Source organism: Paraburkholderia sp. D15 (assembly GCF_029910215.1).
Taxonomy (GTDB): Bacteria; Pseudomonadota; Gammaproteobacteria; order Burkholderiales; family Burkholderiaceae; genus Paraburkholderia.
This window is the reverse complement of record NZ_CP110395.1, coordinates 1,676,056-1,689,578: the sequence shown is the minus strand read 5'-3', so window position 1 is coordinate 1,689,578 and position 13,523 is coordinate 1,676,056. Positions and strand designations below refer to the sequence as shown.

Genomic DNA, 13,523 nt, shown 5'->3' with positions numbered 1-13,523 from the left:
GTATCAGGCGTCAGGTATCAGGGCAACGGGAAACTGCGGTCGAAACTCGCGCGCACGTCCACATGCGCGCGGATCACGCTGGCGGCTTCGTAGGTATCGGCTGTGCGTTGCTGCGCGGCCACCACGCTGTCGTCGATCGCGACCGGATGCACCTGGCCGCGCTGATAGACGGTCTTCAGCACGTCGGTCGGCAAGCCGGTCACGCGCGATTGCATGGCCGCGACTTCATCCGGATGCGACAGCGCCCAGCGTTGACCGATCGCCACGCGGCGCAGAAAGTCCGCGAGTTGCGCGCGCTTGTCGGCGATCGCGCGTTCGGTCGCGACCTGATAGCTGAGCCCTTCCGAGAGCCCGACGCCATTCGCGATCAGACGGTCGTGATCGCGCGCTTCGGCGAGCGCGGTGTAGGGGTCCCACACCGACCATGCATCGACGCTGCCCGAGGCCAGCGCGGCCTTGGCATCGGCGGGCGCGAGAAACACGAAGGTGACGTCGGCCGGCGCGATGCCAGCCTTCTTCAACGCGGCGAGCGCGAGGTAGTGGCCGATCGAACCGCGCGTGGTCGCGATGCGTTTGCCCTTCAGACTCGCCGCGCTGGTGAGCGGCGAATGTTCGCCGACGACGATCGCCAGATCGAGCGGCGTCGAACGCGTCGCGGCGACGGCCCGCACGCGTGCGCCCGCCGCCAGCGCGAAGACGAGCGGCGCATCGCCCAGACCGCCGACATCGACGGCGCCCGCGTTCAACGCCTCGCCGAGCGGCTGCGCGGCCGGAAAGTTGAACCATTCGATCTTGTACGGCAGGTCTTTCAACTGACCCGACGCTTCGAGAATGCCGCGCGTCTGCAAGGCCTGATCGCCGACCTTGAGCACCGGCAAGTCGGCCGCGTGAGCAGCCGATGCGCGCCACCCTGCCGAGAACGCTAGCGCTAACGCCATCGCCGTCGCACCGAGCGGTTTGACGAACACGCGTTGAATATCGAGTCGAAGTGCAGAGAAAGAGGAGGTCGTCATGAAGGCCGGTATGCCGATGCAAAAGAGGGGTCGAGCGCTTGTCACGCTCTCTGGCCGTTGACGATAAGGCAGCCCCCTGTATAAGACAAACGCATTATTCTGCTAAGCAAATATGCGGATTTTCTTCGACGGCCGAGCGTGGATCAGGGACGTTGCAGGTATCATCGTGCGCACCGAACGCATGCGCGGGCGAATCCGGTTCGATTCGCCGCACTCCGTCATCGCTTACCCGACTCACCCTGCTCGCCATGAAGATCGACGAAATCGACGCCTACGTCACCGTGATTCGCTGTCAGTCGCTGCAACAGGCAGCGCTGTCGCTTGGCCTCACGCAACCGGCCATCACGCGCCGTCTGCAGAATTTCGAGGAGGCGCTCGGTGTCGAACTGCTCGACCGCAACACGCGTCCGCTGAAGGCGACCGCCACCGGCCGCGTGGTCTACGAACAATGCCGGGTGATCCAGCGCGAGCTGGACGTGCTGCGCGAGATCGTCGCGAGCGACACGCCGCCGGTCGGCGCGCTGCGCCTGGGCGTCGCGCAGACGATCGCGGATATCGCGCTGAGCGAGGCGATGCGCGATCTGAAAGCGGCTTACCCCGATCTCCAGGCGCGCGCATCGACCGGATGGGGCAGCCAGTTGCTGCAACGGCTCGAACAGGGCGAACTCGACGCCGCCGCGATCCTGCTGCCCACCAACAAGACCTTCGACGATACGTTGTCCGCGCGTTCGCTCGGCCGCGTCAAACTAGCCGTGGTCGCACAGAAGGGTTTGCTGAAGAAACGCGCGCACACGCTGGCGGAATGCCAGTCGATCGGCTGGGTGTTGAATCCGGATGGCTGCGGTTTCCGCGACGGTTTGCAACGCGCGCTGACGGGTCTCGGCCTCGCGCTCAGACTGAATCTGGAAACGCTCGGCACCGAACTGCAATTGCAACTGGTCGCGGACGGCAACGGTCTCGGTCTCGTGCCCCTGCCGCTGTTGCAGGCCAGCGCGCACGCCGACACGCTCGATGTCGTGACGATCAGCGACTTCAAGCCGCTGATCGATATCTGGCTGGTGCAGCCGCGTGTGCTCGGTAAACTGCGGCAGCCGGTGGCACGCTTCGGCGCGGCGATCGAGCGGCAATTCAAGGAGACGCGCGGACAGCGCGCGGCTTGACGAAGGGCCGGCCGCTTTGATCGATTCACGTCGATTCACGCCAATGCACGTCGACTCACGTCATTCCGCGTCGATACGCGCGCCGGGTTTTCAAATCACCCGGAACCCATGCGTGCCATCGCGCCCAAGCTGCGCGACGAGTCCGTATTCCCACTCCAGATACGCGTTCATCGCTTCGCGTGCGTTGTCGGTGCCCTCGTACGGACGCCGGTAACGATCGATGCGCGGGGACGCGAGCCGCGTCTCGCCACTCTCCACCGGCAGGCCCGCCTCGATCCACGCCGCCGTGCCGCCGCTCAACACCTGCACCGGCTTGCCGGTCAGCGCCGCGAGTTCCGGCGCGGCAAAACGCGCGAGCACACTGCTGCCGCAGGTCACCACGTAGCGCTGCGCGGCGGGCACCTTATGCAATGCCTGTTCGAGCTGCGAGCGAATCACGAACCACGCGCCCGGGATGTGCCGCTTCACGTAGTTCGCGCTGGTGGTGAAATCGAGCACCGCCGTGCCCGGCGTTTGCAGCAGCGTGACGAGTCCGGCCGGCGCGAGCTCGTCGACGTCGGGCGGCGTCGCCGTGAAACGCGCGGCGGGCGACGCGCCCTTCTCGGCGAAATCGGCGGGCGTCAGGCCATCCACCACGTAGACCTCGACGTTCATCTGCGCGAGCCATGAAGCCGTCATGTTGGCGCGCACGTTGTCGTTGTCCGCGAGGATCACGCGTGCGCCGCGCACCGGCGCGAACATGTCCGTTTCCTGCACCAGCTGGCCGCCCGGCGCGCTACGAAAACCCGGTACGTGGCCCGCTTCGAATTCCTCGGGCGTGCGCACATCGAAGCGATACACGGTACGCACCGCTTCGTCGGCCCAGCGGCGCGCTTCGTCGCGCGAGGTGCGGCCCACCCTGGCACGGTCCGCGACGGTTCGCGCCGCATCGGCGGCGGCGAGACGCAGCGCGTCGTCGACGCGCGTGTCGAAGCGCCGCGTGCTGCCGTGCGCGAGCGCCTGGCCCGCGAGCGTCCAGCCGATCGTGCCGTTGCGCAGCGCCGCGACCGGATTCGGCACGCCCGCGTTGATCAGCGACTGCGCGCCGATGATGCTGCGCGTGCGCCCCGCGCAATTGACGACGATCTTCGTCGCCGGATTCGGTGCGAGCTGGCGCGCGCGCAGCACGAGCTCGGCGCCCGGCACGCTGATGCTGCCGGGAATGTTCATCGTGTGATATTCGTCGAAGCGGCGTGCGTCGAGCACCACCACGTCGCCGGCATGATGGTCATGATCGAGCAGCGCCTGCACCTGCGGCGCCGTCAGCGACGGCGTGTGCCGCTCGCTTTCCACCAGTTCGCCGAATGCCTTGCTCGGCACGTTGACGTCCCGGAACAGCTCGCCGCCCGCCGCATGCCAGCCTTGCAGGCCGCCTTCGAGCAACGCGACATCGGTATAGCCGAGTTCGCCGAGCTTGTGCGCCGCGCGTTCGGCGAGGCCTTCGCCGGCATCGAACACGACGACCGGCACCGCACGGCGCGGCAGGCGCACGGGCGCGTCGAGTTCGAGCCGCGACAGCGGCAGATTGGCGGCGAACAGCGGATGACTACGGGCGTGCGGATCTTCCTCGCGCACGTCGACCAGCGCGATTTCCTCGCGGTCGAGCAGTGTGCGGCGCACGTCGTCGAATGAACGGGTACGGAAACGGGTTACGACGGTCATGGAATTGCAGACTCCTTCGAAACATTCCAGATATTCGGCAACAGGTCGTTCGAATAGCCGGAGATAAACGTCTTGCGGCCGCCGCCGTCGGGATAGACCGAGCGGCTCACCGCGCCGATATTGGCACCGTACACGTGAATGCTGATCGACGTACGGTCGCTAAAAGCATTGCTCACGCGATGGATGTCGCCGACCTCGGGCGAAACGGCATCGACGTCGCCCGTGTTCAGACGTTGGGCCGCGCCGCGTTCGTGCAGCGCGCCATCCGGCGTGACGTGATAACCCTGCGCAATTTCCGCGCCACGCAGCACTCCGATTAACCCCCATACGGTGTGGTCGTGCACCGGTGTCGATTGACCCGGACCCCAGACGAAACTGACGACGGAAAAACGCTGCCGCGAGTCCGCGTGCAGCAGGAATTGCTGGTAACGCTCGGGGTCGGGTTGCGCGAAGGCGTCGGGTAACCAGTCGTCGTGCGCGATCAGCTCGCGCAGTGCAGCGCCGCCGGCGTCCAGCAGATGCGCTTCGGGAACGGCGGCGTCGACGAGCGACGCGATCCGGCCGACGAACGCGCGCAGACGGTCCGGCCTCAGGGATGGGGTCATCGATTGATCGGAAGATAGGGTGAATGGGATGCGGACGGCGGCAAGCGGTCGCGCACCGTGGACGCGCGTGGTGCTGTGCGTTTGTGGTCCACGGTGGTGCGGTTTGCAAATTTACCGATTAACGGATGGCCGGCTCGCGCGTTGGTGGTGTGGCATTGCGTTGCCGGAGCGTTGTGCGGGCCTTTGAAAAACCTTTTCAGCGCCTCTGCAACGCCTCTACCGCGCCGCTCAGGACAACACATCCGGCTCCGCTTCGACAAGCCCCGCAAGCAGGCTCTCGAACGCGAACAGCGCGCCGCCCGGCCGGCCTACCTGCTCGTGCGTGAGCGCGGCGACCTCGGGCGGAATCGCTTGCGGCGTGCCGGCAGCCTCGGCAAGCAATTGCGTATGACACGCGTTGTCGAGCGCGATGTACCACCACGCGGCCGCTTCCACCGTCGGCCCCGCGGTGAGGATGCCGTGATTCTTCAGGATCACCGCCTTGCGCTCGCCAAGCGCCGTGGCGATTCGCGCGCCTTCATCGGTATCCAGCACGACGCCGCGAAAGTCGTCGAACAGCGCGTGGTCCTGATAGAACGCGCACGAGTCCTGGGTCAGCGGATCGAGCGTGCGGCCGAGCGTCGACCATGCCTTGCCGTACAGCGAATGCGTGTGCGCCGCCGCGATCACATCGGGACGCGCCTCATGAATCGCCGCGTGAATCGCGAACGCCGCCTGATTCAGCGGTCCCTCGCCGACCACGATCTCGCCCTGCGCATTCACCAGCAGCAGATCCGACACGCGGATGCGGCTGAAATGCTTGCCGAACGGATTGACCCAGAAGTGATCCGGCCATTCGGGATCGCGCGCGGTGATGTGGCCCGCGAGGCCCTGATCAAAACCGTAGCGCGCGAACAGACGGAACGCGACGGCCAGGCGCTCCTGCCGGTGGCGTCGTTCGGCGGCGATGCTGTCGCGCGGCGGAACATCGTCGAACCAGAATTTGCGCAGCGGCGCGTGGCGTTCGACGTGGCCGGTGGTGAGTACGTTGGCGTGGGCGTTGGGGCGTGCAATGGACAGATCCGTCATCGTCGCTCCGCTCAGGCCGCCACGCGTTCGGTGCGTGCGATCCGCTCGCGCGTCGCGGGGATCAACTCGCGGCCGTAATCGATCGCATCGTCCAGCGGATCGAAACCGCGAATGAGGAAGGTGCTGACGCCGAGCGCGTGATACTCGGCGAGCGCGTCGGCGACCTGTTCCGGTGTGCCGACCAATGCCGTCGAATTCGAGCGTCCGCCGATTTCCTTGGCGATGCCGGTCCACAGCCGTTCGTCGACACGATCCGAATCGCCCGATGCCGCGAGCAAACGCCGCGCGCCTTCGCTCTGCGCCGGACCGCCGACGCCGAGCCCCTGCGCCGCGCGCAGCCGACGCGTTTCGTCGAGGATGTGATGCGCGCGTTCCCACGCGGCGCTTTCCGTGGCGGCGAGGATCGGCCGGAACGACACCGAGAAACGCACGCTGCGGCCGTGTTTGGCGGCTTCCGCGCGCACGCGCGTCACCTGCTCGCGCACCTGCGCCTTCGATTCGCCCCACAGCGCGTAGACATCCGCGTGACGGCCGGCGATTTCGAGCGCGGGCGCCGACGCGCCGCCGAAATACACCGGAATATGCGGCTGCTGCACCGGTTTCACTTCGGAGAAGCCCTGTTCGAAACGGTAGTACGTGCCTTGATGATCGAACGGTTTCGTCTCGGTCCAGATGCGGCGCAGGATGTGCAGATATTCGTCGGTGCGCGCATAGCGTTCGTCGTGCGACAGGAAGTCGCCGTCGCGGCGCTGCTCGGCGTCGTCGCCGCCGCTGATGATGTGCACCGCGAGGCGGCCGCGCGAGAAATGATCGAGCGTGGCCAGTTGGCGCGCGGCGAGGGTCGGCGCGCTGAAACCCGGACGATGCGCGAGCATGAAGTGCACGCGCTGCGTCACGCTGGCCGCGTGCGCGACGGTCAGCGCGGCGTCAGGACTGGTCGAATGGTGCGGCACGAGAATGCGGTCGAAGCCCGCTTCCTCGTGCACGCGCGCGAACTGCCCGACGTACGCGAGATCGATCACGGGACCTTGCGGCGCGTGGATTTCGGAGACCTTGCGGGTCTGGATCATGCCGATGAATTCGATGGACACGTGGGGAGCTCCCGGAATGTGGTCCGTCCTGCGGGACGGCGGCGCGCCGCACGATTGCGGGCGGTTTCGAGGGGTTTAAGGTAGCAGCGCGACATGCGCTTGTTAAATATTGATCGGCCATATCTATATCGGGTTTGCATGTAACGGCTGACGCTCATGCATGGCCCGATACGTTGCCCGCATGTCGCACGTTTGCGGTACGGCACGAGGCGCGCTTGCAAACACCCCTCCGACGATGTGGGCTTCCGCGCGCCGTCAGCAGAAAAACGGCGGCTTTGCGAGAATGCCCCATCGCGCGAAAGCGCCGAAACTCACGAACGAACAGACAATGATCCCCTTCTCGGTCCTCGACCTTTCGCCGGTGATCGCCGGCGCCACGCCCGCCGACGCCTTCAGAAACACGCTCGACCTCGCGCAGCACGCGGAGCGCTGGCAGTACCGGCGCTTCTGGCTCGCCGAGCATCACAACATGACGGGGATCGCGAGCGCGGCGACCTCGGTGGTGATCGGTCATGTGGCCGGCGGCACGAAGACGATTCGCGTCGGCTCGGGCGGCGTGATGCTGCCTAATCACGCGCCGCTGGTGATTGCGGAGCAGTTCGGGACGTTGGCGTCGTTGTATCCCGGCCGGATCGATCTTGGGCTCGGGCGCGCGCCCGGGACGGATCAAAGCACCGCGCGGGCGTTGCGGCGCGATCTGCAAGGCAGTGCCGATTCGTTTCCCGATGATGTAGTCGAGTTGCAGCGGTATTTTGCCGATCCGGTGCCGGGGCAGCGGATTCGCGCGGTGCCGGGCGCGGGCTTGCATGTGCCGCTGTGGCTGCTCGGGTCGTCGTTGTTTAGCGCGCAATTGGCGGCTTCGCTGGGGCTGCCGTTCGCGTTTGCCTCGCACTTCGCGCCGGATTACATGCTGACCGCGTTGCAGATGTATCGCGCGCAATTCCGGCCCTCGGCGACGCTTGAGAAGCCGTATGCGATGGTTGGGGTGAATCTGTTCGCGGCTGATAGCGACGAGGAAGCGCGGCGGTTGTTCACTTCGTTGCAGCAGCAGTTCATCAACCTGCGGCGCGGTACGCCGGGGCAATTGCAGCCGCCGGTGGAGCAATTGCAGGCTTCAGAGATGGAGTTGAATAGCGTCGCGCACTCGCTCGCGTGTACGGTGATCGGCGATCGGGACGCGGTGCGTGAGGGGCTGAAGTCGGTGATCGCGCAGACCGGCGCGGATGAGCTGATGTTGACCGCGCAGATTTATGATCATGCGGCGAGGTTGAGGTCGTTTGAGATTGGGGCGGAAGTTAGGGAGGAGTTGGCTCGGGAGGCTTCCGCGCTGTAATTGCGGGGGTGGATGGTGGGAGGGGCGGCCTGGTGGGCCGCTTCTTTTTTTGTGGTGCTGTTATGGGTGGGTGGGGAGTTTTTGGTGGCGTCGATTTAGTCTGTCTGTTCGAATACTACAAGCTTGTCCCTTCAGAGCCCCGGATGGACAGCGGAAGAAAACTGGCGCGCAGCGTAATCGCTAACCGCCTGCAGGATCCTGACGCCATTTGCAGCGTAGAAGCGAGAAGCGTTAAAGCAATTGGCTTCGATCACACCAAAGCGCCCCTCGCATGCCCCAAGGTCGAGGCAAAAGACGTCGGCAGGAGACCATTGTTCTGCCAGACTTATTGCCATTTCGATGGCAGCGTATGGAACGTGATCGTCGATTGCAGGCTGACCGCCTCGCCGATAAGCCGAACAGGCGACGACTTCGCGCTGTACGACAAAAAAGCGCCATTCGGCGTCAATCACCAGCGGGCTTGCGATGATGACAGGCAAATCCGGCGGCAACGGCTTCCGTATCGTTGCCGCGGCCAGGCCTTCGGCATCGTAAACGTTGCCGTCAAAGTCTTTCGAATCGGCGTCAGGCCGCACGAAGAATCGTGTACCCGTGGCGAGCAAGGACGCTGCATCACCCAGCGAGGTGAGATGCCCGTCTTCGGCCAGCATAGCCGCGTTCCAATTCTCGTGAAACTTCGACCAGCGGAATACCGCCGCATCGTAATAGATGCCGGAACCAAGCCTCGGATGACCGACTGCGCGAGTCACGAACCCGGGGCCATGGCAAACCACAGGCACATCGGGCGGCACATCTGTCAATTCAGGTACTCCAGCTCCGCGTTGTAGTTGAACGAGATGCGGAACATGGCCGAGTTCCTTCAGTGCCGCAGCCATATCAGCAACATTGGAAACTACCCCGCGATTCTCCTGGATGATCCAGTGTACTTGGCGCATTGTCGTCCTTTTGATGAGCGTGGGTGCCCCCATCGGCGAAGCGATTGTCGACGAATGTGGCTTCGATGTCGAACGTTCGAAGTTGGCCGATCGCTGTCTCATGCACGCAGCATGGACTCGCGCGAATCTGAAACCGCCGCGGTCGACAGCAGGGGACCCATTTCCGACCATCGACGCGGCACGATTGCTACGTCAGGTTTTGACCCGAATGGGCCCTTCGGCGCTCTCGCTAGCGGACGGCCACCGCGAGGCCATACGACTTCAGTTGGCGTTGCGATTAAAGGACGGTTCATGAAATGGATAGACGGACTTCATATTTTCACCTCGGCTCCGAAGCCGTTCGTCCGAAGCAATACACCGCATCTCGAAGGAAAGGTTGACGCGTGTATAGACACTCCATACTCCGGAGAAACACGAAACGTCTGGAAGAGGTGGATTCTCGGGGTGCGGCCTCGCAAACGATAACGTTGTCGCAGAAACACATGCAACGAAAGCACAGGCATTCTTCATAGAGGCACTTTCACAAATGTTGGTCGGCAATGATTCTGGATGAATCGTTGATCGATGTGATCGGCAGCACGCGACCCGAACCAGGCCCGCCGACAGTCTTGATAACGACCAATCGACGAAACAGCAGCGCTGCCTTTAATCCTGGTCGCTGCTCGGTTCGACGTACTCATCCTCATCCAAAAGAAGATCAGATAGATCCAATGGAGAGAGCCGTTTCAGTTTTTGTTCGATCTTGTGATCGTACTGCCGATCGTTAGGCTCAATGCCCTTCTGAGCTTTGCGGCTGTACTGCTGGACAAAGAGGCCGATATCGCCTGCCAGACGGGATTTTTTTCGCTTTGTGATCATAGTCGCTCTCCACATTGCGCTCAGCACACAGACGGCACATTTACTCCGCAGTCGGGTGTTGCTGTTCGATTGTCGACGATTTGATCGCCGCAGTCGAAAGTCCCTTTTTGGCCGCAGACCATCCTGCTTGATCGAACGTTGCCCACCCGTCGCAGATGCTCAGATTCTATTAGGCGGGGTAGGAAAATGTTGAGACCTGGATAGACGGCTGGATTTGCAATCGGAATCCGTAAGGCGGCGCGTCCGCGCAATCGTAACGCCCGTTGAACAACTTTGCGGCAGAAAACTCGATATACACACGACAATCGTCTCGCACGACACGTGCCCCTGGACAATCCAACAAATTGAGCCGGACTAACGGCTCCGCTATTCCTTCATTCTTAATCAAAAGCTCCACGTCGCAGTTCAGTGGCCATATCGTTAGACTCAAAAGCACAGGCGCTCTCGAAACGAGGTATCGATACGAAATTCCATACTCTTCCTCGATTGGTACCACATCGAGAGCCTCAAGAAAGTCCAACGGTTCCCATGAGAAATTTGGCATCGCTCTTCCTGTTGTACTGCTATCGATGACGTCGGACGAGTTCAATGCTTGTGCGTCCGTTCTTTACCTTGATTCCGAACATCTCCCGTGAATTGTTGACGATCTAGTCACCGTTGTCGAATAACCGGTTGTGACCGATCACTGCCTCGTGCATGCAGCATGGAATTGCGCGAATCTGAAACCGACGCGGTCGACAGCAGGCGACCCATTCCCGCCCATCGACACGGCAGATTGCTGCGCCAGCTTTCGACCCTGAACGCCCAGCCAAAAACTAGAAAAGCGGACATTCAACGTTGAAGCAGAGCCTCGATCGGCTACTCACCGACGTGAACTGACTGTCGGGAATGACCAGACCATGCCATGGTCATAGCAAATCCATCGGCGGCGGCGGCTCATGCAATTCAAGCTCCCAGTCCTGATAGGGAGGGTCAACCTTAAAGCTCGGGTCGCAATACGCACGCAAATAGTCGGTTGCTCTCTTCTGCGCATAGTGCGCATTGAGCACTTGCCCGTCCTCATTCAACTCCAGGACATTCGCGAAGATGGCATAGACCTGCTCAATCGCGCTTGGCTCGTTGCCATACAGGTCGAGGTAATTCACACCTTCGAGAGTATATTGCGTACCACTTGCCATGAAGTAAGCGAAAGTTCTCAGCGCTCCGCTGAAAGAATGACTCAAGTGTGTCATGGATTTTGAAGTGACTTAACCGTTGGTACGATTTATTGAAGAACTGCCTTGTTGCGCTTTATGCCACAAACTGCTCCTGGCCGTTTTTTGCGTAGCAAGGTGGCCGCATGCGGCCGCCCACAGACTGAAGAATCCAATTCCATTCCAGCTGCCGATCGCGAGTGAACGCCTTTTATCGGATTTCGGCATTTGACGTTTCGCTTTATTCCGTTGATCTAAACAGCAACGTCGACTGACCGCTTGTGGCCAGAGTGAGCGCTACACCGGCTGGCTCTGATCACCCCACCCGGTCACCGCCATCTGTACAAAGCACTCATCCGCTACCCCACTCCCCGATCGGCGGAGGCAATACCGGACACGACAACGCGCCAGCATCGATTCGACTCCCGGCACTAAGTATTTCACAAACCAGCGCGAGAACCACGCCGGTCATACGAATGATGCAATCACCGTCAAAGATCTCAAGCTTGTCCCCCAAACCGCCCAAGCGAAAAAGCCGAAATATCCAAACGGCTAGCACCTTGCGTTATCCGCTCCGCCAACGCCTCGCCGATCGCACTCGCGAATTTGAAGCCATGCCCCGAGAAACCTGTTGCCAGGTAGACATGCGGACAGACCGGCAATTGATCGATGATGAAATGTTCGTCCGGCGTCACGTCGTACTCGCAGGTTTTACCCATCCGCAGTTTCCCGGACGCCGGCAGATACTCGCGCAGGAAGTCTTCGAGGTCGGATAAATCGGTCGGCTCCTGACCGAAAGGCACAAGCGACGCATCTGCGGCAACAGGTTGCCCACCGTCGTGGCGCCCGACTTTCAGACCCGCGCCGTCAAGACTGGGGAACCCATAGAATTGGCCCCTATCGGAGGCGACGGCAAAGCCAGGAAAAGAACCCGGCTCGAACAGGTTCGGGGCGACGTCGAACCATGCGAACGTCTTGCGCACGCGCGTAACCGGAATCCGCGTTCCAAAAGATTGTAGTAAAGCAGGACTCCATTTGCCGGCGCACACGATCAGATCTTGGCCGCGAAAGCGTTCGCCTTTATTCGTGACGACGCTCACGCTCCCTTCGCCGTGCACCTCGATGCCTGTGATCACAGTGTTCGTTCGCAACGTTGCGCCCAACGTACTCGCGAGATGACGATAGCTCCTGACCGCTTCCTCGCAGTAAAGCACGCCAGCATCGGGCTCGAAACTCACCAGTTGCTCTTTCGACAATCGCCATGCGGGCCAACGCCGACTGGCCTCGGCGCCGTCGAGAAATTCCACCGGCAACTTGTACTCGGATGCGCTTCGCTGGACTTCCTGCATAAAGGAAGCACCCTGCGGTCCAATGTTGACGATACCGGTGCGCTCGAAAATTTTCGCGCCGGCTTCCTGCTCCAGGTCCAGCCAAAGCTGTTGCGCCCGCAGTGCGAGTGGAACATACGCCGCGCCCTCTCCGTAGGCGTGACGAATAAGGCGAGTGCCGCCATGGTGCGAACCATTTGCATGGGGTGGGTCGTCGGCATCGAGCAACAACACCTTGTTGCCTGCCTTGCTCAGGTAATAACCCGCGGCCATGCCCACCGAGCCCGCGCCGACAATCAGGGTGTCAAAAGTTTGATCGCGGAAGTTCAAATCATGCATATGAAGCGGTCCTTTGCTAGTGATGCGAAAACTTGCGTAGCGGCAATCGGCCGGTAGCGCCGACAATCAGGCTGGATTGTCGGCAATTCGCGCTCATCTGTCGACGGGTTGTCTGTGGACGACACCCGGCAACTGGTGATAATAGACATGGACATCGGCAATTCCGAGGACGTCATGCCATTCAACGCAGCCGAAAGAACGATGTGGGAACTCGTGCAAGCCTATACAGGCCGGGTCGGCTATCAGCGCGGCGTGAAGTCGGAAGGCTTATCCGCTGAGCCGCCGGTCATCGATTGCTCAGGGTGGACCGCGTTGCTTCTCGCCACGGCAATGCAAGCCGAGAACGAAGCGACGGGTCGCGAGTTGTTCAAGCTCGAGGACATGCAAGCTCTGCACACGTGGTCAGATCGGATCATCCAGGAGATCGATCATCGCACGGGCTTTATCCTTGTAGGGAGTGAGATCGCGACACATAGTCTTCCGCGCTGCGCCACCATTGGATTGAAAATGGGAAACCCGTCGTGGGCAAGCAACCATCCTCGGATTCGCGGGATAACTCACATCGTTCAGATCGTGCGCCGCCTGGAAGATGGCGCGCCCTTCGTCTCCGAGTCGTTCGGTGGTGCCGTGTTACAAGGCATCAGTCTGACGCCGCTCGACGACTGGCTCGCGCGGTTCGACTCACACCTCTGCGCAGGCGAGATGTGGGCGGTCGATCCGTTCCGGCTTTCTATCGATACTTGTCCAACTCCACCACCTCAAGTAAGCTCCAACACATGAACCAATTTCTCATCAACTCGATTATTAGCGCCGCGACAAGTCCGGCGGGATAGCTATTGAGTTGACAATATGCAATCACAACCCGCCCAGAAGGCGGGTTTTTGCTTTCTGGGCGCTAC

Annotated in this window: 12 protein-coding genes; 3 read left to right on the top strand and 9 right to left on the bottom strand. The window is 61.8% G+C overall.

Annotated elements, in window-relative coordinates; genetic code table 11:
* Positions 1 to 17: 17 nt before the first annotated feature.
* Positions 18 to 1,013: an ABC transporter substrate-binding protein gene (locus LFL96_RS07310; protein WP_280999624.1), complete on the bottom strand. Its 996-nt coding sequence runs from the start codon at positions 1,011 to 1,013 to the stop codon at positions 18 to 20.
* Positions 1,014 to 1,261: 248 nt separating this feature from the next.
* Here LFL96_RS07310 and LFL96_RS07305 point away from each other — a divergent pair, with 248 nt between their 5' ends.
* Entirely contained in the window at positions 1,262 to 2,173 is a 912-nt protein-coding gene (locus LFL96_RS07305; RefSeq protein WP_280999623.1) for a LysR family transcriptional regulator, read from the top strand.
* Between the two features lie 90 nt (positions 2,174 to 2,263).
* Here the strand turns inward: LFL96_RS07305 and LFL96_RS07300 are convergent, their stop codons facing one another.
* From LFL96_RS07300 to LFL96_RS07285, 4 genes are all read right to left on the bottom strand, one after another.
* A complete protein-coding gene (locus LFL96_RS07300) occupies positions 2,264 to 3,874 on the bottom strand; it encodes a rhodanese-related sulfurtransferase (RefSeq protein ID WP_280999621.1) in 1,611 nt (536 codons plus the stop codon).
* On the bottom strand, positions 3,871 to 4,479 hold the full coding sequence (locus tag LFL96_RS07295; RefSeq protein ID WP_280999619.1) for a cysteine dioxygenase: 609 nt from the start codon (positions 4,477 to 4,479) through the stop codon (positions 3,871 to 3,873). Before LFL96_RS07295 ends, LFL96_RS07300 begins: the two co-directional genes overlap by 4 nt.
* 228 nt (positions 4,480 to 4,707) lie before the next feature.
* The gene (locus LFL96_RS07290; protein WP_280999617.1) at positions 4,708 to 5,547 is read right to left on the bottom strand and encodes a class II aldolase/adducin family protein; all 840 of its coding nucleotides are present in this window, start codon (positions 5,545 to 5,547) and stop codon (positions 4,708 to 4,710) included.
* A gap of 11 nt (positions 5,548 to 5,558) precedes the next feature.
* The gene (locus LFL96_RS07285) at positions 5,559 to 6,638 is read right to left on the bottom strand and encodes an LLM class flavin-dependent oxidoreductase (RefSeq protein WP_280999615.1); all 1,080 of its coding nucleotides are present in this window, start codon (positions 6,636 to 6,638) and stop codon (positions 5,559 to 5,561) included.
* A gap of 328 nt (positions 6,639 to 6,966) precedes the next feature.
* On the opposite strand from LFL96_RS07285, the gene LFL96_RS07280 reads away from it, so the two are divergent.
* Entirely contained in the window at positions 6,967 to 7,971 is a 1,005-nt protein-coding gene (locus LFL96_RS07280; protein ID WP_280999613.1) for an LLM class flavin-dependent oxidoreductase, read from the top strand.
* 131 nt (positions 7,972 to 8,102) lie between these two features.
* On the opposite strand, the gene LFL96_RS07275 is transcribed toward LFL96_RS07280, so the two are convergent.
* The 4 genes from LFL96_RS07275 to solA all read right to left on the bottom strand — a co-directional run bounded on the left by LFL96_RS07275 (position 8,103) and on the right by solA (position 12,624).
* Positions 8,103 to 8,906, bottom strand: coding sequence for an ATP-grasp domain-containing protein (locus LFL96_RS07275; RefSeq protein ID WP_280999611.1), 804 nt, complete (start codon positions 8,904 to 8,906; stop codon positions 8,103 to 8,105).
* Between the two features lie 645 nt (positions 8,907 to 9,551).
* Complete coding sequence (locus LFL96_RS07270; RefSeq protein ID WP_280999609.1) at positions 9,552 to 9,764, bottom strand: hypothetical protein; 213 nt, start codon at positions 9,762 to 9,764, stop codon at positions 9,552 to 9,554.
* A gap of 908 nt (positions 9,765 to 10,672) precedes the next feature.
* Positions 10,673 to 10,942: a hypothetical protein gene (locus LFL96_RS07265; protein ID WP_280999607.1), complete on the bottom strand. Its 270-nt coding sequence runs from the start codon at positions 10,940 to 10,942 to the stop codon at positions 10,673 to 10,675.
* Between the two features lie 515 nt (positions 10,943 to 11,457).
* On the bottom strand, positions 11,458 to 12,624 hold the full coding sequence (solA, locus tag LFL96_RS07260) for an N-methyl-L-tryptophan oxidase (RefSeq protein WP_280999605.1): 1,167 nt from the start codon (positions 12,622 to 12,624) through the stop codon (positions 11,458 to 11,460).
* Between the two features lie 147 nt (positions 12,625 to 12,771).
* Between solA and LFL96_RS07255 the strand changes: the two genes are divergently transcribed.
* Entirely contained in the window at positions 12,772 to 13,404 is a 633-nt protein-coding gene (locus LFL96_RS07255; protein ID WP_280999603.1) for a hypothetical protein, read from the top strand.
* The last annotated feature ends 119 nt before the right edge of the window (positions 13,405 to 13,523 follow it).

Coding starts and splice junctions, on each gene's coding strand:
- LFL96_RS07310 (WP_280999624.1), bottom strand. CDS start 1,013: ATGACGACCTCCTCTTTCTCTGCACTTCGACTCGATATTCAACGCGTG.
- LFL96_RS07305 (WP_280999623.1), top strand. CDS start 1,262: ATGAAGATCGACGAAATCGACGCCTACGTCACCGTGATTCGCTGTCAG.
- LFL96_RS07300 (WP_280999621.1), bottom strand. CDS start 3,874: ATGACCGTCGTAACCCGTTTCCGTACCCGTTCATTCGACGACGTGCGC.
- LFL96_RS07295 (WP_280999619.1), bottom strand. CDS start 4,479: ATGACCCCATCCCTGAGGCCGGACCGTCTGCGCGCGTTCGTCGGCCGG.
- LFL96_RS07290 (WP_280999617.1), bottom strand. CDS start 5,547: ATGACGGATCTGTCCATTGCACGCCCCAACGCCCACGCCAACGTACTC.
- LFL96_RS07280 (WP_280999613.1), top strand. CDS start 6,967: ATGATCCCCTTCTCGGTCCTCGACCTTTCGCCGGTGATCGCCGGCGCC.
- LFL96_RS07275 (WP_280999611.1), bottom strand. CDS start 8,906: ATGCGCCAAGTACACTGGATCATCCAGGAGAATCGCGGGGTAGTTTCC.
- LFL96_RS07270 (WP_280999609.1), bottom strand. CDS start 9,764: ATGATCACAAAGCGAAAAAAATCCCGTCTGGCAGGCGATATCGGCCTC.
- LFL96_RS07265 (WP_280999607.1), bottom strand. CDS start 10,942: ATGGCAAGTGGTACGCAATATACTCTCGAAGGTGTGAATTACCTCGAC.
- solA (WP_280999605.1), bottom strand. CDS start 12,624: ATGCATGATTTGAACTTCCGCGATCAAACTTTTGACACCCTGATTGTC.
- LFL96_RS07255 (WP_280999603.1), top strand. CDS start 12,772: ATGGACATCGGCAATTCCGAGGACGTCATGCCATTCAACGCAGCCGAA.